The following is a 22,025-nucleotide window of genomic DNA, read 5'->3' as shown; positions in this document are numbered from 1 at the left end:
CATTCATTTTGCCTACATTAGCCTTTCACGGAACCAAGCATGACACCTTTGACAAAGTATTTTTGCAAAAATGGATATACCACCAGCATCGGGGTAATCATGACGATCACGCCTGCAGCTTTAATGCCTTCTTCCACCACATGAACCTGGTCGTCAGGCTGCACCATCATGGTTTGCTGCAGCACGCTTTGGCTTTGAATCATTTGTTGTACGAGAACGGTTAAGTTGTGCTTATCGGTATCGTTGATGTAAATCAGCATACTCATAAAAATATTCCAGTACGCAACACCATAGAAAAGCGTTAATGTCGCGAGAACAGGCATAGAAATGGGCAATACAACTTGAAGTAGAAGCCGTACTTCGCTGCAACCATCCATTCGTGCCGCATCGTCAATTTCAGACGGGATGTTCTCGAAGTACGTGCGTAGAAGCAACATGTTATAGGTACTTACTAAACCCGGTAACCATAGCGCCCAATAGGAGTTAACCAATCCTAAATTTTGGATGACCAGGAAAGTAGGGATAATTCCTCCCGTAAAGATCATCGTGAAGATCATCGAAAGCGTAAAGAAGCGCCGTGCATAAAAATTGGGACGTGATAAGGGATATGCAGCCATAATCGTGGTGACCAAACTTAACGTAACACCTACGAACGTGATCAAAGCACTGTTGCTGAAAGATCGGATGAGCGGTGTTCCCTTGATCAAAACGTTAAACGTTTCCCAGGAGAAGCCGATAGGCCACAGATTTACTTTCCCAGTTTCGATGGCGGATGAACTACTAATGGAAAGCGCAATCAAATGAAGAAGTGGAAACAAGCTAGTGCAGGCAATTAAGGCTAATACGATATAATTTATGATGTAAAAGATTTTATCTCCATTGGATGCACGCATCTCGATTCCTCCTTTCTAAAATAGACCCTGCTGAAAGCGACGTGCAATCCAATTGACAGAGAGCAGTAGAATTAAAGCAACGACTGATTCAAACATGCCCATTGCTGTAGTTAAGCTAAATTGCGCGCCTTGCAGTCCAACGCGATAAATATACGTGCTGATGACATCCGAAACGTCGTTCACCGCAGCATTTTTCAAGACGTAAATGGGGTCAAATCCGACTTCCATCACCCGCCCCATAGAAAGAATAAAGACCAAAATGATAGTTGGCGCAATTCCGGGAATCGTAATATGAATAATCTGTTTCCCTTTATTAGCACCATCCATACTTGCTGATTCGTACAACGACGGGTCGATTGTCGTCATTGCCGCCAAATAGATGATGGCGTTAAAACCCATATCTTTCCATATTCCTGCACTAACAAAGATGGTGATCCATGATTTGATATTGTATAAGAATGGAAATGGTTCAAGTTTAAAAAGGGTCATCCAATGACTTAACCAGCTTCCTTCGATTCCAAAAATACTAAAGACGATCCCACCGACAATAATCCATGAATAAAAGTAAGGTAAATATACAAGTGTTTGAACGATCTTCTTGAACCACATTTTTCTCGCTTCGTTCAAAAGAATAGCTAATAGGATCGGAAACGGAAATCCCACGAATATATTTAGAGAGCTAAGTAGAAGTGTGTTTCGGATAATTTTTAACGAATTTGGGTCACTGAACAGCTTTTGGAACTGTTCAAATCCAACCCAAGGACTGTGGAATACGCCATCAAAAAAGTTATAATCTTTAAAAGCAATGATCAGTCCAGCCATTGGTGCGTATTTGAAAATTAAGTAAAATAAAATGACGGGTATGAACATCAGGAGCAATGGTATATTCTCCCTTAATCTCTTCATGTTGATTCCCCTTCGGTCTATTGCTTTCATATTGTTCCCTCTTTCTTTGTAGTTGCCTGCGATCCAACTGTACAACTGAAAGGTAAGTTGGAACAATCGTTCATTTTCCCTCGATCAACAATATTCGCAAATAAAAAAAGAACCGTCATCCCTGGCTTTTTCACCAGTGAATCCGATCCTATGGCCATCCAAATCCTATTCATCAACAAAAAAACACCAATCAACAAAGTTCATCTTTATGATTTCACTTGAGCAGTCTTCCGAAAGTCGCCTGGTGTTTGACCAACCAGCTTTTTGAATGATCGAATGAACGTGTTCGGATGCAGATATCCGATTCTGACCGTAATCTCTTGTATGGAGTGTTCGGTTTGAACCAAAAGCTCTTTTGCATGTTCTGTACGAATTCGCGTCAAATAATCAATAAAATTCTCACCAATTTCTTCTTTAAACGTACGACTAATACTTTTCATATGCACATGAAACACATCGCTTAAATGAAGCAATGATAAATCCGGATTTTGGTAATGTTCCTCCATATACAATTTAATTTTGCGAATAAGCATATGATTGCTGCTCATCTCACGCAACGTCGCCATCGCTTCTGTTGTTTCTGTAAGAACATTTCTCAACATATGTTGTAGTTCGTCCACCGTATCCCAGTCGTCTACTGCCTTTTGCAGTTTATCCTTCAAACCGTCTGCCCCTATTTTTTGCACACCCGCTGGTAGGTCCGTAAACTCCTTATCAAGGAAAAATATCATGTAGCTCATTAGGTTGTCCAATTCCTTACGCGCATACAGACCGGCTCGAATGCCATCGAAAAGTTGTGTGAAGCTTTCCTGCCAATCGCCTTCCCCCGTTCGTAATGAAAATGCAATCGCGCGGATATATTCGAGAAGATCGAGTGACTGTTGCTTACCCTCGGGTTTAATCTGCCAATAACAGATCACACTATCCTCACCTAACGTAGGTCTATATTGAAGTGCTTCCAACGCTTCGACGTATGCATAATGTACAAGTTCTATGCGATCTACTCCTGATCCTATGCCCATTGTAATATTAAAATCAAGGTAGGTCTTAACCCACTGCATCATGTCATTCGCTATATCACTCGCGATCTGCTCGGGCTTACTTTCCGAAGAATCGTTCTGGACCAGGTGCAGCAAAGTCAATTGATCTTTGGACGTCCACTCGGTCCATATGGTTACATTTCGACCAAAAGCGATTTCCTTTACTACACTACACAAAACGAATTTAAGCAAATTTTGATCATGATCTGAATAAAGATTTGCGAATTTACTATATTTATTAATTTCCAGCACACTAACACATAGCGAGTCAAAATTGCATGGCATTCCGAGGCTCTCCATCTCCTGTTGCCACTCTTCGACCTTCAAGGGACGATTCCCATCCACCCATTCGAAAAAGAAGTGTTTTCGCTTAAAAACTAAATCTTCCTCGTGCTGCTTCTGATAGGCATTTGACCGTTCCATCAAATTTACCAACGCCGTATCGATGAACTTAAATTCGTCTTGATTGCCTTTACGGAACAATTCGGCGCTTTTTTGCTGGGAGAATAATTGGATACGCTGTATGATCGTTTCTACAGGCTTATAGTTTCGTCGGGTAACCACAACAATCCATATCACACCCATACTAAAGAAAATTGCACAAATAAATATCCAATATTTGGATATTGCAGAGACAAGACGAAACAAATTACCATTCGCCACACTGCTGAAAATAGCCCATTCGGAATAATCAGAGTGCATCTTCGTCATTAGGGAACCGTTCCCATGAATACTACCATAAATAGGCGTCCCCTCGCGGTCATAAAGGCTGAGATGATTGGAATTTTCCGTCGTCAGTGTTTGAACGAAACGGGCAACCGCTTGAATCTGCACATTGACAACGATTAGTCCGTCATTACCAGAATTCAATGGGACATATCGCACTAAAGATACAAATTCGGTGGGTTCTCCTTGCTCCGTGTAACCTTTCCGCACATCTGTCCATTGCTGATTTAGTCCGGATTGCTTCAAAGCTTCTACAATCAATTGTTTATCATTAAATGTAGCTAGCTTGGAAACGGAGTATGGTGTCTGCACCGTATCGTCTGACAGCCTATATAAATAGATCGAGTCGATGAGAGGCATCGTTGCCATGAGACTTTTTACTTTGACAGACGACAAATAGCCTGAATAAAATCGGTCGTCGCGTAAAGCAGGATTAAAAAAAGCAGACAGCATATCATCATCGCTGGCGATCTCGTTCGTAATCGTGTTATCGATCAACTTCATTTGATTGTCAATGGACTGGAGCACTTGTTTGGTGAAAATTTTATTGGATTCGACCGCGGTTTTTCGAGATAGCTCACTGAATGCCATCAACAGGATAAACATAAGTAGAGGCACAATAAAAAGGAAAATCGTTACATAGGAAAACAGGAGACGACGAAACCATGTCTTGTTCAGCGAGATGTTCTTCATCATCGTTTACTCTCCTTTTTTACAAATATTTATTATGGTCAGTGTCTAATCACCCGAACCTGTTGCGGGAAATCCTGTGCCCACTGTCCATGGTTGTATGCAAGCCGAATCATACCAGATGGGACGCGGACTTCAAGCGTAAAATGCTCCCAGTGTGCCGGAATTTTTGGTGAAAATGAAATCTCCTTCCACCCCGGTTTGGACGGTTTCAGTCCGATGATTTCCTCAATCAGCAAGGGTACAGGGGCGCTTGCCCAAGGGTGACAAAGACTGGTATTCCACTTTTGATCTTTCCCCCAGGCCTCAAAACAAGTCGTTGCCCCTTCTTTCAGCATATTTCCCCAAGAATGTTCTTCTTCAGAGCTCATAAGCTCGTAAATCAACGTATGCTCTCCAAATCTCGCCAAAGCTTTTAGGACAAAATAGGAAAAGTACACGCCGCACGAAAATCTTTTCTCGCGAATTTGATCTACAATCGATGGAACGGATTCCTTCGGAGCCAGATCAAACAGCAAGGGCAGTACATTGGCATGCAGCGCGTGATGTCTGCTTCCCTCCGCATCTGTAAATAAACGGTGAGTCGGATCATAAAAAACTTCGATGAAGCGTTTTTTTAACCGTGGAAGATCCTCCTCATAAGAAATACCAAGCAAATCACGAATCTCATTCACTGCTTGGATGCAACCAAGATAAAACGCGTTAACCACGTTATGGCTACCGGGACCTATCGGCTTCGATAGCTCAAAATCGTATTCATCGCGCAGCTCCTTCGGCCAATCAACCAAATTCCATTTATCGGTGATTTCGTGTAACAATCCGTCGCCTCGATCGTAGGCTTGAAAATGACGGAGCAGTTGCTCCGCATAAGGATACATATCCCGCAAAAAGGTCAGATCTCCGCTGTAACGATAATATTCTAGCAGCTGCAGCGGCCATTGAAGTGAAAAGTCAGCAATCTCCTGCATAAAGTTCCCTGGAACGACTGACATGAGACCTGGGCACGTAGAGGAACTAAGTGCAAATTGCTCAATTGCCTTCTTATACAATCGTAAATCGCCGCTGAGGAGCATGTGAGCATGCCCGATCACCGTATTATCGCCCAAGTATTGTCCTTTCTCACGGGTCGGACAATCTACAAAGTTTTCTTGGGAGCCATATTTGACGCCGTTTTTACATATTTGAAAAATTTGGTTCATCAATTCATCCGAGCTTTGAAAACGGCAGCTTTCTTCATTAAAGGGATAGTGTCTGACGATCGCTTGGAACGAGTCAGGGCGAATCGCTTGTTCGGGGCCGAACACTTCCACGTATCGAAAGCCTTTGTAATCGTAAAAGTCCAGTCTATCGCAATCCCCGGATAGCGTCCATTGCTCTTGATACGTACAGTTGCAGCGCATGCTAAATCTGACCGCTTGTTCGTCCGCTTCCAGTTCTTCCCCGCAGCGGATTTCGATTTCTTCGCCTGCTTCCCCTTCCGCCTCCATGGTAAACTGCCCCGTGATTTCTTCGCCGAAATCAATCCAGTAATGACCGGGAGCCCTTCTTTCTACGCGATACGGCTTCTTCTCATAAACCGATAAAACAGGTGTCGGCTGCTCCACGAGCGTATAGTCCGCTTGATCGTTCGTGTGGACGGGAAGCCAAGCGGAATCATCAAAGGAAAGATCCTTCCAGCCTTGCTCCGACTTTCGGGCATCGATATGTTCTACAAATTGAGTGGAATAACCGAATGCCTCCCCTTTCATGTATTCTTCTGCCCGTTTAGCTCGCCAAGTCTCATCGGTTTTCACGAGAACACGGTCGCCCGTTGTCAGCTCTGCGATAAGCCCCTGCCTATAATCGCCGCTGTTATATGCCCGATTAACTAGCCCTTGGTAATACACGTGGACAGCGATGACATTGTTCCCCTCTTGGAGAAAGGAACCAACTTCGATCCGATTGTAATAATAGTGGCCGGCATCGTTCTGAGCCGGTCCCTGAGCAACAAAACGGCCGTTCAGATACAGCTTGTAGTAATCATCCGCTGTGATATCCATATATAAGGAAACGGCTTCAAGATCAGCAGACGCCAGATTAAATGTGGTCCTTACAAGCCAATGATGATGCTGCAAATCCTCGCGATGCGCCTCTGATTCAGCTGCATCCATCTCTTTATGAAATAAATCCAATGGTTCCATCGATCTAAACGGGGTATCCGTTATCCAACGTGCTTGCCAATGTTTAGACAAATCTTATCTCTCCCCTAAAGTTGAATTCGAATATTTGTAGTTTAACAGGAGAACTACAATTCTCCTGCGATCCAACTGTACAATTGAAAGGTAAGGTAGAACAATCGTTCATTTTCCCTCGATCAACAATATTCTCAAACAAAAGTTAAAACTTAAATTTCTCTCTGCAGCATCCCACTGATTCCCTTGCCTTTCTTTACCATAATCCTAGTGCTGTACTTGATTTAAGGCAAGCGCAACATTCCCATATTGCAGCTAGTTGTCCTCTCGCTGGATACGCTCCTTGAATTGTCAGAGGGAAATTTATGCTTCCTCGCTACAGTGAATGTCTGACGCCGTTATCACACTATATTCGATTTGTTACAACAACTTGAGGCGACTTAGCTCTTACAAATATATGAAAATGCCCTTCCCCCATAGACAAGGGAAAGGGCAACTAACAAATTAATGCTGATCAATCAAATATTGAGCGTCTCGCAGCAGGTAAGATGCAGCTTTACTCGAAATATGTTTTCCGTTTTGTGCATGCACTTCGTGAACAAACGACTCCAGATTATTTTTCCCCAATTTTTGAAGCAAACTATTGGCAATTCCAGCATTATCGATTTGATGATCACTTGTAAAACGTGTGACTAGTGACTTTAAGGCATTGATGCTTGTTGAAGTTTCGAAAGTAATAATTTGACTCTTTTCGTTTCCGGCCATATCGCTTGCTCTCACAACATACGTATGCATACCAAGCGGCAGCGTATATAGGGCAATCGGCGTACCTTGTTGTACTACATTCGAATCCAGCGTTACCGTTACCTTGACAGGATCAACGCCCGACAACTGATCGTCCAACTCGATAAAGGATGTAATATCCACAGAATCGCTGTACGTACCGTATACCAGACCGGATACCGTAATCGTCGGTGCAGTCGCGTCCAAATTGAAGCTGATCGTTTTGGAAACTTCCACATTGCCGGCGTTGTCCGTCGAACGGTATTTTACCGTATACTTGCCGTCTTGGCCCAATGTTACGGGCGCATTGTAGCTTTGCCATGTGCTGCCACCGTTCAGACTGTAATTCATTGTAGCCACACCGGAGAGATTGTCGGCTGCGCTTAAGGTGATTACTACCGGATTCACATACCAACCATTTTGTCCATCCGGCTGCGCAGGCGTCACCGCAGCTGTTGAAACGGGTGCAATCGTTTCATGGACCGTCAACGTGAGGGACGCCGTCTTGACTGTGGATCCAATGCTCGCGGTCACCGTGATCTTAGAGCTGCCTGGCTTGATCGCTGTCACTAATCCGAGCGCGTCCACGGTCATTACGGACGTGTTATCGCTGCTATAAACCACAGTAGCTACGCTCATATCCACAGAGGAACCGTCCTCCATCTTCCCGCTAAGCTGCAATTGCGCAGTCTTGCCCGCTTCCACATATGGCACAACATGGGATAAGCTTATAGACTGAACTAGAGGGCCTCCCGGCTGATCCGACTGCCAGGTCGCTATGCTAACGATGTTACTCAGCCCCGAGAGATTACCGCTGTCATCAAACGCCCTGAGCGAATAGACATACGACGTTGACGGAGTAAGAAACTGATCGGTATATGCATATACATCAGCGGCCACTGTCTCCAACGGCAGCTCATTCCGGTAAATCCAATAGCCCTTTACCGATCTATTGTCGATGTATGGCTCCCAATGAATCCTGATCGCTTGAGCCGACAGGGCTGCTCCATCGAGCGGCTGGCCCACGGTCGCCACAGGCGGCTCCATATCGGGCTCAGCCCGCTTGGTTGTGATCAGCAGATAAGGCTCATTCGCCTTTCCCTTGCTCTCGATGACAGCATTGATGCTTGCTACAGGCAGCGTCAGGCCTAGGCTGATCTGCCCATTGGAGCCATCGGCTTTTACCAGACGTATAGCCTCTGTCAGATCGGTCTCACTCCATCCCCAATCGGCGGCGAGTCCTAGTCCGGCCAACCGGTCCAGCCGGGCGGGCTTCGTATTCCACGTCACCGTCCCTTCCGACCAAGCCGCGTTAGTCCGGTACACGTCCGCTGTGACCGCAGAAGGGCTTCCAATGCCGTACATCATCAGCCTAGCATTCGTAATTTCGCCATCCAGACCGCTCACATCAAACTTGATGAAGCTTTCACGGGTAAAGCTCTCGCTGCCGTCCTTCTTAATCTCGAGATTACTCGTCCGGTAATTCGAGTTAGCATAGCTGCCTCCACGCACATAAGCATCATCGGTTGGCAGCAGTTTCGTCACGTTGCCGTCGATCACCTGGATAAAGCTTTCTGCGCTACGCGAAACGCCGTTCAGCGTTACCGTAACGCGAATGACCGCTGTGCCTTCACCCAGCGCCGTGACCTGTCCAATGGTATTGACCTCCGCCAAGCTGGGCGTAAGGCTCTCATACCGGATCATCGCACTCCCAAGCTGTGCCGCGAAACCCGAGTTCATCACTCCAGCCGTTTGCAACTGTGCCTGCTGGCCTATGCCTAGAAGCTGCTTGTCGGACGTAAGTGTGACGCTCTCCAGCTCACGCGTTGCGGACATCTCAATCCGTAAGTAAGGCTGATGGTCGCTCGTCTCCCGGCTGTTGAACAGTGTGTACACACCCAGAGAAGTATCCTGCACAACTGCGAGCGACACGATCCCCCCGGCCGCTTCGTGATCACCACCGGCGTTCAGCTGCGCCCTCACATAATCTGTAGCATCGAAAACCCGCCACGCATAATCGTCCTTGGTGAAGGGCGCAGTCGACAGCTTACCGCCCAACGCAGGCTTATTCGCCCAGACCATGCCGGAGCTACCGGACTCGATCCAGTCGTCGCTGTCCACACCATACAGGCTGTTCACTGTATCGCTGCCCGAGGCCGAGGCCCTACCGTATACCAGTAGCTTAGCCGAGCTGACAGATGCGGTGAGGGTGCCCAGATCAAACTTCAAAAACGACTGGCGCGTGGAGAGGTTATTACCTCCCTGGACGATCAATGATCTATCCGTCCCCGTATTGGTCGATGTCCCTTGTCGGACCGACACATCGGCCACTGGTACAAAATCGCGCACTGTCACCGTCCGGTTGTCATAGTCGATGCCCGTATTGCCCGACAATTCATTGCCGGACAGCACAATCCCCGTGCCCGCCTCGATGAAAATTCCGTTCGTATTGCTCACGATCCGATTGCCTTCAATCCTGATGTCGCGGGGCTCACCTGCGCCGTTGCCCCCGTCGCTTGGATTCCCGATATCGTACAACGTATGAATTGCCCAGAAGCCCGGCCCCGTATTGTTCTCAATCACATTATCCCGAACCTGGGTTCCCGGAGCATTTTTCAATCGGATTCCCGTCGTACTGGGCTTCATGAAGTTGGCGATGACATTATGGGCAATCACCGTATCTGGTGACCCCAGATAAACCTGAATCCCATACAGGGCCGAATTCTCAATACGGTTGTGATGGATGTAGTTGCCCGGTCCGGCTGCGTCATGCGTCGCCCCCGGATTGCCGACGCCGAAGCCTGCTTCGCCGCTGCTGATCACAGTGTTACCAACGAATTCATTCATATATTCATCCTCGCCGTGCATGTCGATCGAGTCCAGTTTCGTCTGGTACAGCTCATTGTCCGCAATCAGATTATTATGCGTCCAATTGCTCAACAGGATGCCATGGCGAAGGGACGGCCCATAGAAGCGGCTGTTGCGCACCACGTTAAATAGCGAATCGTTGGCCCGGCCCAACCGGCTTTCCTTTGACAACCCCTCCAACGACACCCCGTAGCCCGCTCCCCCCTCGGCGGTATCAGTCGCATTGCGTAGCGTGGCATACTGGATAACGACATCGCGGCTGCTGCGGACGAGCACGCCAACGCGCTGGAACTTCTCGATCGTCACATGGTCGAGAATGATGTCGCGCGACGGATTCCCGTTGGCCGCCGTAATCAAGACAGCGGTCTTCGGACCACCCCGCTCGGGATTGGCTACCGTCGTGCTCGTCGGATACGCACCCTGCCAGCTTGCCGTCAGCGTCATGCTCCGAACGGCAATGCCCTGCTGACCCGCGATACGCAAGATGATGCCTTCATTCGTCGCATAGTCGCCGATGTTCTTGGCATGGTCGGAGACGAGCAGCACTCCTTCCTCGCTTTCCCCACGAAGCTGAATGCCTGAGTGCAGCAGCAGGTGCGAAGCGCTGTCACTCGCCGTGCTGGTTAACTGGTAATGCCCATTGGGAAAGTACACCTCGTCCCCGGGCTGCGCCGCTGCGATCGCTGCCCGGATCGCAGCGGCGTCTTCCGTCCCGGTATCCGCCGTCGTCGCACCGAAATCCACGACATTAAGCGTCCGCCCCGTCACCACAGGAAGCTCGGGCACCGAATGGGACGTCCCGTCCGGCTCATACAGCCCCGGTCTCGTATGAGGCAGCGCCGCCGGATCGGGACCGGTCGGGGGAAGCTCAAGCGGACTCAGTACGAAGCCGTCCGGATGCGGCTTATATACCTGGACCTCAGTAATACTGTTCCAGTCCGTCGATCCGGCGCCGAGCCCCACAATCCGCACATATCTGCCCGTCGTTGGGGTGAAACCGAACGCCTCCAGTTGCACCGAGGTGCCGCTACCGCTGCCCGAGAACACGGTCGTCCAGGAGTCGGCATCGGCGGACACCTGAATATCGAACTTCAGACTACGCTGGTCGCCCCGATAAAAGGCCATGCCGATATAGCCGATCGGCTGTATCGCCCCCAAGTCGAGCTGCAGCCATTGACCGACGCCACTAGCCGACCAACGGGTCGTCAGATCATGATCGATCGCATTGTCAGGGATATTCTCATCACTCATACTCGCGCTAGCTGCCACGACAGTAAGCGCTTTCACTACTTCAGTTGCAGAAGCAGCCTGAACAACCACTGTCTCGCCTGCCCCAAGCTCTTGTCCGCCTCCGTTTGCTCCTGCTCCCTGAGCCGGTGCCCATGCCAGCGAAGAAAACAGAAGCAGCCCCGCCACTCCCGTGCTCCAAATCCGTTTTATCCTCTTCATCCTATGTCCCTCTTTCTCGTTAGGATAAGCCGATCCGTCCGCCCGGTCATCCGGGCGAACGATCAACCGTTTTCCGTATCGCTAAGCCTATTTCATATACCGGTCATAAGCGGCCTGCTGAATACTGATCACTTCATCCAGTCCCATCTCCTTGAGCTGCTGACGGAACTTCTCGAAGTTGCCAGCTACCGGCTCAGAGCCCAGCACCCACTTCTGGAATTTCTCGTCGGTGAACGTCTGGATGCTCTTCATGATCGAATCAAGCTTTTTCTTCTCCCCATCCGTAAACGTCAGCACCGGAAACTGCTCGATCGGGTATTTCTTCTCGTTGTATTCCTTCACTCCGGCCAACGCCGTCTTGTTCGTCCATTGCTCCTCATAGGCAAAATCCTGATGGAAGCCAACTTCCATCTGCGCCCCATCCGCCTGCAGCGCCTCAAGCACCGGCTTACTGCCTGTCAGCAGACTGTTCTTGAATTTCGGCTTTCCGTCTACGAGATCGTAGTGCACGCCTTCGATCCCAAAGTTCATCAGTCTCCGTCCTTCCGGAGTAAACCAGAAATCGAAATATTTGATCGTTTCGACCTGATGCTTGTTAGAGCTGGAAATAGCCCACCCACTTTCGCTTACCGTAGCCCGCTTCGTCTCTTCACGGATGACCCCGTCGCTGCTGGCCGGGGGGGCCATCGGTGCGAACAGAATGCCGGGTACTTTATCCTTGAGAGTATCATTATAGCCCGCCGTACTGGAGAACCAGTCATGTGAAACGCCACCGACGTTATCGCCGAGCAGCACCTCGCGCGACTTCGCCCCGCGGGTGAAAATTTCTGGATCAATCAAACCTTCCTTATACCACTTGGCAATATTCGCGACCGCCGTCTCGTAGTTTGCCTCATAAGGGCCATACTTCACCTTGCCCTGGTCCGCATATATGCCGCGGTATGAATTCCAGAACAGCAGCAGATCTTGTGCTCCTCCTTTGTTCACACGGTTGAAGTACGGAATTTCATCAGCCTTGCCATTTTTATTGGGGTCCTTCTCCTTGAACGCCTTTAGTACCTGGTACAGCTCGTCAACCGTTTTCGGCTGCTGCATATTAAGCGCTTTCAACCAATCCTGGCGGATAAACCAGCCCTTCGCGACCAGTCCATCCGGGACGAACGAAAGGAAATACATCTTGCCGTCAGGTGCCGTAGCGAATTTCTTCACATCCGGCCGCTGCTCCAGGAACGCCTTAATATTGGGCGCATGCTTGTCGATCAGCTCATTTAATGGAGCGAACGCGCCTTCGGAGCCGTATTTGTTGAAATCCCCCTTCACGTTGTAATGCACAATGTCGGGAATGTCGCCGGATACCATCATCAGATTGAACATTTCCTTGCTGTTGGTCGCCGTCTGCGAAGCGGTTCCCTTCAACGTCACATTCGTACGCTGAGCCGCTTCCTTGAACACCGGGAAATTATTGTCGTAAATATACCGGTCACCGTAATGCATATGCATCGTCAACTCCACCGGCTTGCCCAACTCCCGGCCTTGGTCCGGTGCAGACGAAGGCACCGCTTCCTTGGCATCCTGACCGCATCCTGCCGCCGATAAAGCCATAACCAACGTCAGCGCAGCCCCTACTCCTTTTTTCCATACCTGTTGCTTCATATTTATACGTCCCCCTTATGTGTAATGGAGCCAACTTACCCTTTCACCGAACCGACCAAGGCCCCTTTGGCAAAATATTTCTGAATTAGCGGATAGACGACCATCATCGGGATGATGGAAACAATAATAGTGGCGTAAATGACCGTCTCCTGGGAAACGAGTGTCGAGGAGCCGAAATCGACCAACTGCTCGCTCAGGTTGTTTTCCACAATCAACTTCTTCAGCAGCACCTGCAGCGGAATTTTATCTTTATCCTTCAGGACGATCATCGCCCAGAAGTACCCATTCCAGCGTGTAACGGCATAGAACAACCCGACCGTCATCAGCGAAGCCCGGGACAACGGCAAGTACACCGTCCATAAAATCCGGTAATCGCCTGCACCGTCAATCTTCGCCGCCTCCTCCAGTTCCACGGGCACGCTTTGGAAAAACGTACGCAGCAGGAACACATAGAAGGTCGTCACCGCGAACGCGATAATGATGGTAAAGCGCTCATTCAGCATGCCCATATCCCGCAAATTCAGATAGAAAGGAATCATCCCGGCGTGAAACCACATCGTCAGCGCGATCAGAAAGTTGATGACTCCCTTCCCCTTCAACCTTTTCTTGGATAGTGGGTAAGCCCCACAAATCGTCAGAAACAAGCTTACCAACGTGCCCACGACCGTGTAATAGAGCGTGTTTGCGTAAGCCACCCAGATGCTTTTCTGCATCAGGACCTTGACATAAGCCTCCAGATTGATGTTCACCGGCAGCAGCAGCACCTTACCGGATACGACCGCATCGCCAGAGCTCAGCGAGGCCGACAGCACATACACGAACGGATACAGTGCGGCAAGTCCAATCATTGATAACAAGAGCGTATTGACCGCATTGAAGCATTTATCACCTAACGAGGTTCTCATTCCATTCACCTACCAAAGTCCAGTCTCGGTCAGCTTCTTGCTGAGCCGGTTAGCCATAATAACGAGCAGCAGACTGACGCTGGCGTTGAACAACCCAGCGGCTGTCGCCAGATCGTACTGCCCTTCCTGCAGACCGGACCTGTACACATAGGTGCTGATCACGTCCGCCGTCTCATATGTTGCGGGCTGATAAAGCAGTATAATCGCTTCGTAGCCAACTTCCATCAGCTGTCCGATCTTGAGGATCAGCATGATCGCAATCGTCGGAATGATCGAAGGCAGCGTGACATTCCATATTAGCTGGAAGCGGCCAGCCCCGTCGATCTTCGCCGCCTCGTACAGCGCCGGGTTCACCCCGGCCAATGCCGCAATGTACACGATGGCGCCGAAGCCCATCTCCTTCCATATATCCATGGAAATAATATAGATGATCCGGAAGTACTCCGGCTTCGTCAGGAAATACAGCTTCTCCCCGCCGAACAGCTGGAGGATGGAATTGACGACACCTGTCGAAGGGGCGAGAAAGTTCGTGACGATGCCTGCCACCACCACGATGGAAATAAAATGCGGCAAATACGTAAACGTCTGGACGAATTTCTGGAAAAGCCGGTTTCTCACTTCGTTCAGCAGCAGCGCCAGCACGATCGGCGCTGGGAAGGCGAAGATCAGCTGATATAAGCTGAGCAGCAGCGTGTTTTTCAGCGTTCTCCCGAAATACGGGCCATTAAAAAATTGTTTAAAATGCTCCAGCCCGACCCAGGCGCTGCCCTCGATGCCTTTGAACAGGCTGAAATCCTTGAAGGCGATCTGCAGTCCATACATCGGTTTGTACATAAATAACGCATACCAAGCCAAGAATGGTATCAGCAGTAAATACAGCCGCCATTCCTGTACAACATGCTTTCTGATCGTTACCACCAAAAGCGCTTTCAACTCCCCCTACTTCTAGGATCATTTGTCGTATCCCGGATACAGTTCTCACTTTAACGAACAGGGTTGGAGGCGTCTATCACCATGATTTTGGTATCACCATCATTTCACGAAAAGGAGGAAAATCGACGTATTTTAGCTATCGAGCTTCGTTCAGACCCGCTATTTCTTCGCATATTGACCGGGAGAGATACCCTCATATTTACGGAACATGCGGATGAAGGTGTTAACGTTATTGCAGCCCACCCGCAAAGCCAGCTCAGCGATTTTCACCTTCTCCGTGTCCATAATTTCTTTGGCCTTCTTCACCCGATACAGGTTTAGGTAATCCTTGAAGTTTTCACCCGTATGCTTCTTGAAGGCTCCGCTAATATAGCCAAGTGAGAATCGATGCATTTCCGCAATCTCCGACAAAGACAGGTCGCGAGTGTAATGCTCATGCACGTAGTCGACGATGCCCTGCATCTGTGTCTGATCCAGCATCGTCTGCTCCGAATGAATGAGTCCGATCAACCGCTCGAACAGCTCAAACAAGGCTGACCTTGCCTCGACATCCTCAGCCGCATGATGAAGCTTCCGGAGTGCCTCCGCCACTTCGCCCTCATCCGTATCCAGTACTTTGTTCAACTGCTGGAGAATCCGGTTTACCGTGTTTTGTAGAGCGTATACGAAATGCGTCCAGCCTGTTCCGCCGATCGCCTCCCTGCTCCGATTCTCATCCAACAACCGCTGCAGCAGGAGGAAAACGTTCTCCCGTTGTCCGCGAATGACACTCCCGATCAGCTCGCGCTCCCCATCGAGCGGATAATAAAACCGGTCATTCATCTGTCCGTCCAGATCGCTTCGCACGATGACGAGACGGGAGGTGCGCAGTACCCCATAATCCAGCCACTGCACCGCCTGCCGGTAAGCCCGTTCCCACTCGCCGCCCGCTAGAACCGGGTCGCCCAGCGCAGCGACCAGACGCAAGCCGACGCTCGCCTCGATCTCCATCAGTACTGAACTTACGATCCGCTTCGCCCGTTCGCTATCGTCCCCCTGCAGCATGATGCCCATGCGACGGTAGTCGAAATCGAATACTTCGCACAAGCCTTCCTTACTCAGCCGCTCCGAGAGCAGCAATTGGAGCTGCGACTTAAACGTAACGAGCGCTTCCTTCGTGTAGTGGCTCGCCACCTCCGAGTAGCTGGCGAATTCAACCACGCATACCAGGCTAGGCGAGGCTAGCCAGACGAGGCCGTGCTTCTCCAGCTCAGCGGCCGCCCGTTCCTGCGGCAGCAAGCCATGGAGCATGTCCCGCAGCAGCTTGTCCTTGAGCGAAACCTTGCTTTGCATCATCGCTTCCCGCATCTGTACGTTAGCCCTCTTCATCCGGGCTGTCGTATCACGTATAAACGTAAATTCATCCCTTTCCTCCGAATCCTTCTCCTCTAGGTCTTCATCCGAGCGCAGCAAGCTGACAACATGGCCGATCGGTAGGTACATCCGGCGGGAAATCCAGTAGGCCAGGCCCCCGCCGAGCAGCAGCAGCAGTACATAGACAAAACCCGTTACCGTTAACTGTTCCTTCATCGCCGACCAGGGGGCGAACCGTTCCGCCACGTAGACAAACGTCCAAGTTGGCAACACCTGGGAGCGCAGCGTATGCACGGACAAACCGTCTCGGAACGAAAGGCCGTCTTTTCCTGACTGAACCGTCGGCAGCACGTTATCGCGAACCTCATCTTTCCGCTCGGGCTGGAAAGCGGACTTGTAGGCGAGCAGCCGCTCCCCATCCAGAATGGCGATGGCACTTTCGCCGTCAAGCCCGAGTACCGGTAGTAGATAACGTTCGTGGAAGGATAAATAGAAGTACAAAGCGCTGCCCGAGAGCACTTCCACTTTTTTCGTAAGTGTAATCAGAGTATCGGCTTCGTATGGCTTCGGAGTCCGCCGCACCCCCATGTCTTCGGCCTCGTTCGAATCGGGCGTCAAGCCCATTTCGTTCCAGTACCGGTCCTTTGTAATCGTGTAGCTGGGCGTGATGACCAGATCGTCATTGTCCTTGGTAATGTCTATCCGGTAGCCGAAGTCACGGAACGCATTGCTGCTCTTCTGAAGCTCATTATAGATGCTCGTAATGTTCGCATAGTCCCGCTGCGGATTGCGCGCGTACGCGACAATCGTCTCCTGTTCCTTCATCTGGTCCGACAGCGTAAGTGCGAAGCGCAATTTCATATCCGCCTGATCGCGCATTTGTTCCAGATAGACCGCCTGCTTGCGGTACAGTTCCCGGTTGACGTGCTCGTTGCTCTGGTAAATGAATAAGCCTGCCGCAATCAGTGTATAGAGAATCACCAGCACCAGATAGGCGGACAGCAGCTTGAGAAAAAATCTTTTTTTGATCACGGGAACCCTCCTCTATCTACGAAAGAGATTCAGATACTATAACCGTAAGGCGACGGTCTGTCTATCATCAATATTTTGCTATCGTGATTTCTTCACGAATCTGCTCTCGGAAGTGTCGTACTGCCGCGCAGATCGCGTAGATTGATGGTTTTCCAGCAAAAACACAATTAGTTCCTGCAAACGTATTTGGACAATCACCAATTATGAAAATGAAATAAAGCAAAAATCCATCCCTCAGGGATGGATTTTTGTAATTGCGACCTGTTTTCAGATTGGGGTTAAATGAGTCTCGCCATCATTAGAATTTTAACGTGCTTATGAAAAAACACCTTAATTTGATCTTACTACTTGGTTACATTTACTATCATCGTATCACTGGAAGTGGTTCCCGCATAGTTGACGAGCTCACCACGATATTGATAGGTGCCTATTGCTTTATTCGTTATGGTCGTTACTCCCCCTTGGGCGTACGGTGAATTACTCGTCAGTGCTTGTGTATAAATGAGAACACCGTTCTCATATAAATAATACACACCGCCATTGGTTCCCCACCACATGTTCATGCTGACTTTGAAATTCCCGTCGCTATCCCAGTTGTCATTGGAAAGGACCGGTTTAGCCGGTGTTGCCTGAGTAACGATAACGGTCATAATGTCACTTCTCGTTGTGCCAAAAGTATTGGTGAGTTCAGCGTAGTACCGGTAGGTCCCATTCATCTTGTAGGTAACTGACGTTACGGTAGATTGGGCACTCGGTGAATTATCCACAAGAATTTGGGTCTCGATGAGCACATCATTTTCATATAGCTTATAGATTCTACCGTTATCTCCCCACCACATATCCATTTTCACCCTGTAGTTGCCATCTTGAATGCCAGTATCATATCCATTGTCATTAGACAGATCAGGTTTTCCCGGCACTCCTTTGCTTTTCGTAATCATGTTGTTTACGGTTGCGGTCGCAGTACCCTGATTGCCTGCATCATCAACAAATTCAAAAGTAAAGCTGCCGTTCATGAGGAACGAGTAGCTGTTTGCCCCCCCGTTGTTCGTGATCGTTACATGTTCGCTTGGCGTAATGGACGCTACTACAATATCATTGGTCGGTGTTGTGCTGCTATATGCGACCGATGCAGTTGGCACTGTCATGTCTGCAATGTCTACGATCGTCATCGAATAAGGCTTCAATTGAATCTGTCCGGCAAAACTTGAGACAGGTGCCTCTGGCAACGGATTGACCTGAGGAGCGTCCAGCCAGCTCGCATTCGGATTGGTGAGGTAATCCGGCAAAGGATTTTCTCCCCCGTATATCCAATTCGTCTTGAGCGCCGCTCCTGGTACGGATACGTTAACTGGGTTCATCGTGCGGTTGGCAAATACGACCTTCTTAATGCCGCTTGCATCGCCGAATCCCCATGCCCCAACATCCGCGACATTATAATATACATTCGTTGCTATAAAGCGAAGTTTTTCATTTTGAACATTGCCCTGTGCGAGATTGATCTTGTAGAAACTGCTGTTTGCGTCAAGCAAATCGCCCAATGCTTTAAATACATGAAAATTCGGTAATTTGACGAGATCGCCATTCGATGCCTGCTGTACGATTCCAAACCCCTGAGTATCCACCATCGCGTGCACGTCGGTAATCGTCACTTCGCCTGACTCGATCATTTGCAGCACTCGTTCCATACTGTGGATCGCAAATCCTGGTGTTTTCATGAACTGTTTGCGTGCCTTCTCGTTTAAGTCCGTCTCTCCGAAAATGACCGTCGGAAGCGAGGACCATTCCGTTACCCACATTTCCTTGCCCGGGAATTGATTTTTTTGAATGATGAGCCCTTCTAATGCGCTTTGGTTATACGTATACAAATAGTCCATCATCTTGCTGTTCGTCAAATCATTCAGATACGGAATAGGGGAATACACATGGACTATGATCGCATCGTAGAAACTGGTATCTTGCGCCAGACTCTGGTTCCAAGCAGCAACCCGCCCCCCTTGCGTTGCTCCCCAGTCGACATTAGGATCTGGCTGATTATTGGGGTCAGCCGCGATCCTGTCTTCAAGGTCTTTCGCGACCGCGACAATACCAACTTTTATGGTTGGGTCGATGTTTTTGATGCCCTGATAAATCAATTTGCATTTTGCAATGTACTCGTTTACCGATGGAAATGCTTTATCAAAGAAAATGGAATATAGCTCATTCCCCATTTCCACATAAATAGGCTGGGTTGTCAGCTGCTTCATCTGCCGAATTTGAGTCATAATTTCATCTACCGACTGTGAGATGACGTTCAAGTCATATACGTACGGCACACCCAAAGTATTGGCCAGATGGTACGAATTCGCAAGGGATAGCCCAGGAAAACCCGGCTTTAAGCTTACATTTTCAATAGCCCCGATCGTTTTATTTCCGTAAAATTGCTGATAACGCGGATCCTTCGAATTAATAAGGGTACCTTCGTTGTACATGTAGAAATCAGCACCTGTTCCATCCGGACCACGCACGTTTTGCAGCTTGAGTTCCATGCCGAGATTATCATGACTTGCAGGTTGAAAATCGGTCACCCTGCCGATTTTTAAAACTTGTTCGTTATGCACCCCTAATAGATAGGGCGACAAAGCATACGGAGTCGTATCGATCTGGAATTCCGCAGATGAAACGGTTGGACCCGGTATAGGATTCACCGTAACCTGGGTTGTGGCCGAAAATCCGCCGTCTACCGTAGTAACAGTAACCGTCGTCGTCCCGGCGGACAACGCTTTGATGGCTCTGGACTTGCTTGCTCCGCCGACCAAGCTTGCCACGGATGGGTCGCTGATTGACCATACGGTGAACAAGTTATCGGCATCAGTTGGAGCGATCGTCGCTGTGAGTTCCTCGGATTCCCCTGCATATAGCGAAGTACTGGCCTTATTTAGGGAAACGCCTGTTGGCCGGACATAGACGACAACATCACTCTTATCTTGATAAGAACCGTCATACGTTGCAGCGGTAATAGTAGCCTGCCCCTTTGCGACGGCTGTGACAACACCAGTTTGATCGACTGTTGCTACAGCATGGTTGCTTGAGTTTAATACGACGTTCTTGCCAGTTTTATTGGTGATCGGAATAGGCGCGCTATTTCCTCTGGCGTAAGCGGCTAGCTTGGTGCCCATGACTAACTTCGAGCTTTCATGGTTCCAAATTTTAATATCATCAATAGTCGCCTTTAAATTGTAAGTAGTCAACTGCACCTTGCCAAATGAATACGCAACGTTGGAAATGGCTCCCGCAAACGTATAATCAGCATCCGCTGCGCTTTTTACATATACTTGAACCGAATCGTCCAAAGCAGCCAGTTTGATATCGTAATCTATCCCTTGATTAAATGCTGCGGAATAAAAGGACTGCTCTGTACCGCCTGCTTTAATATAGCTTAATCCGGTCCCCCTGATCAGCAGCCGTGTGTAATCGGATTCGCTCACATATCTAAGCTTAATGGATATGAAGTTTCCGGCCAAATTGTCTCCACGATTAAACCGCATCGAAATCGTCTGATTTCTCCATTGTGCATTCGCCCCTTTGAGTTCAATCAGGGAGGAAGCGGTTGTTGTCGAAGATAAGCGGGAATTATCAACCATCCAAGTGCCCTGTACAGGATTCCATAGATTCATACCATTGCTGAAATCGTCCTGGAACTGCAATACCCCTATGGAATCCACCGGATCTTTCACATAGATATCGAATTTCACTTGCGACAAATTGTCTGCCGTAACGGCAGTAATCGTAACTAGTCCTCTGGTTAACCCGGTAACCACACCGTTTCCATCAACAGTTGCCTTCCCCGCATCGCCAGAAGTCCATATAACCGAATTTCCAGTCGTATTTATTACTTGCAAATTGGATTGACTTCCCACGTTCAAAGAAGACAATATGTTTCCGTTAGCCATAAAAGCCGAATCACGCAAATTGACAACGCTTACATTATCGAGCTGCACTTTATCGTTGAAGGTTGAAAATCTGACCTTTCCGCTTTGAACGGGTACACCCGTAATCGTTCCTACACTCGTATAATTGGTTTCCGATTCAGTTTTTGCATATACGGTTGCCGTGCTTCCCGATATATTCATCTTGATGTCGTAGTTACTGCCAACGGTAAATTTATAGCCGGAAAGGGACACCTCGCTAGACCCATTAATGGTATAACTTAACCCGATAGGCCGGATCATCAAGCTCAAATTGCTGGTATTGCTACTATACCTCGTATATACTCTTGTAAATCCACCTCCTGGCGTTTCCAAGATTTTCAGCCTAAAATCAACGATTTGATCCTGCCAAACCGAATTCGTCCCTTTCATCTCAATATTGTTCGAGCTGGACGATGTAACGCGAAGTGCGCCGTTATCGACGACCCATGACCCGTTAATTCCATTCCACAGTGACATCCCTGCACTGAAATCATCCTGGAATTGAAGGACGCCTGTACTTCCAGCGGCAAATCCTTTAGGTAGCGGGAGTAACAACGAAATTAGAAGAGTACATAAAATGAGCCCCGACATTATCTTTTTATACATCATGCATCCACCCTTTCTTCATTATATAATTCAAAAA

Annotated in this window: 11 protein-coding genes and 1 pseudogene; 1 reads left to right on the top strand and 11 read right to left on the bottom strand. The window is 48.8% G+C overall.

The features are described from left to right. Window positions 1-17: 17 nt before the first annotated feature. The 5 genes from ACSQ8O_RS07050 to ACSQ8O_RS07030 all read right to left on the bottom strand — a co-directional run bounded on the left by ACSQ8O_RS07050 (window position 18) and on the right by ACSQ8O_RS07030 (window position 10,383). Window positions 18-893 (bottom strand): carbohydrate ABC transporter permease, encoded by an 876-nt coding sequence (locus tag ACSQ8O_RS07050; RefSeq protein WP_056608777.1) that lies wholly within the window; start codon window positions 891-893, stop codon window positions 18-20. 15 nt (window positions 894-908) lie between these two features. Further along, entirely contained in the window at window positions 909-1,799 is an 891-nt protein-coding gene (locus ACSQ8O_RS07045; RefSeq protein WP_436240986.1) for an ABC transporter permease, read from the bottom strand. A 236-nt stretch (window positions 1,800-2,035) separates the two neighbouring features. Continuing rightward, complete coding sequence (locus ACSQ8O_RS07040; protein WP_436240985.1) at window positions 2,036-4,291, bottom strand: AraC family transcriptional regulator; 2,256 nt, start codon at window positions 4,289-4,291, stop codon at window positions 2,036-2,038. Between the two features lie 35 nt (window positions 4,292-4,326). After that, window positions 4,327-6,516: a family 78 glycoside hydrolase catalytic domain gene (locus ACSQ8O_RS07035; RefSeq protein ID WP_436240984.1), complete on the bottom strand. Its 2,190-nt coding sequence runs from the start codon at window positions 6,514-6,516 to the stop codon at window positions 4,327-4,329. Window positions 6,517-6,960: 444 nt separating this feature from the next. Further along, a complete protein-coding gene (locus ACSQ8O_RS07030; protein ID WP_436241962.1) occupies window positions 6,961-10,383 on the bottom strand; it encodes a CBM96 family carbohydrate-binding protein in 3,423 nt (1,140 codons plus the stop codon). Window positions 10,384-10,413: 30 nt separating this feature from the next. Here ACSQ8O_RS07030 and ACSQ8O_RS07025 point away from each other — a divergent pair, with 30 nt between their 5' ends. Further along, window positions 10,414-10,689, top strand: coding sequence for a hypothetical protein (locus tag ACSQ8O_RS07025; protein ID WP_436242009.1), 276 nt, complete (start codon window positions 10,414-10,416; stop codon window positions 10,687-10,689). A gap of 6 nt (window positions 10,690-10,695) precedes the next feature. On the opposite strand, the pseudogene ACSQ8O_RS07020 reads toward ACSQ8O_RS07025, so the two are convergent. The 6 genes and pseudogenes from ACSQ8O_RS07020 to ACSQ8O_RS06995 all read right to left on the bottom strand — a co-directional run. Next, window positions 10,696-11,556 (bottom strand): annotated as a pseudogene (locus ACSQ8O_RS07020) (discoidin domain-containing protein); the annotation flags it as partial. 87 nt (window positions 11,557-11,643) lie between these two features. Then, entirely contained in the window at window positions 11,644-13,209 is a 1,566-nt protein-coding gene (locus ACSQ8O_RS07015) for an extracellular solute-binding protein (RefSeq protein ID WP_436240983.1), read from the bottom strand. 35 nt (window positions 13,210-13,244) lie between these two features. After that, a complete protein-coding gene (locus ACSQ8O_RS07010; RefSeq protein WP_436240982.1) occupies window positions 13,245-14,114 on the bottom strand; it encodes a carbohydrate ABC transporter permease in 870 nt (289 codons plus the stop codon). 9 nt (window positions 14,115-14,123) lie between these two features. Then, a complete protein-coding gene (locus ACSQ8O_RS07005) occupies window positions 14,124-15,032 on the bottom strand; it encodes an ABC transporter permease (protein WP_436241961.1) in 909 nt (302 codons plus the stop codon). A gap of 174 nt (window positions 15,033-15,206) precedes the next feature. Continuing rightward, window positions 15,207-17,432, bottom strand: coding sequence for a helix-turn-helix domain-containing protein (locus tag ACSQ8O_RS07000; protein WP_436240981.1), 2,226 nt, complete (start codon window positions 17,430-17,432; stop codon window positions 15,207-15,209). Window positions 17,433-17,776: 344 nt separating this feature from the next. After that, window positions 17,777-21,988 carry an Ig-like domain-containing protein gene (locus tag ACSQ8O_RS06995; RefSeq protein WP_436240980.1) on the bottom strand — a complete coding sequence of 1,404 codons (4,212 nt, stop codon included), beginning with the start codon at window positions 21,986-21,988 and terminating at the stop codon, window positions 17,777-17,779. Between the last annotated feature and the right edge of the window lie 37 nt (window positions 21,989-22,025).

Source organism: Paenibacillus sp. LjRoot56 (assembly GCF_964253335.1).
In the GTDB taxonomy this organism is placed as follows: Bacteria; Bacillota; Bacilli; order Paenibacillales; family NBRC-103111; genus Paenibacillus_E; species Paenibacillus_E allorhizoplanae.
This window is presented reverse-complemented; position numbering and strand designations above follow the sequence as displayed.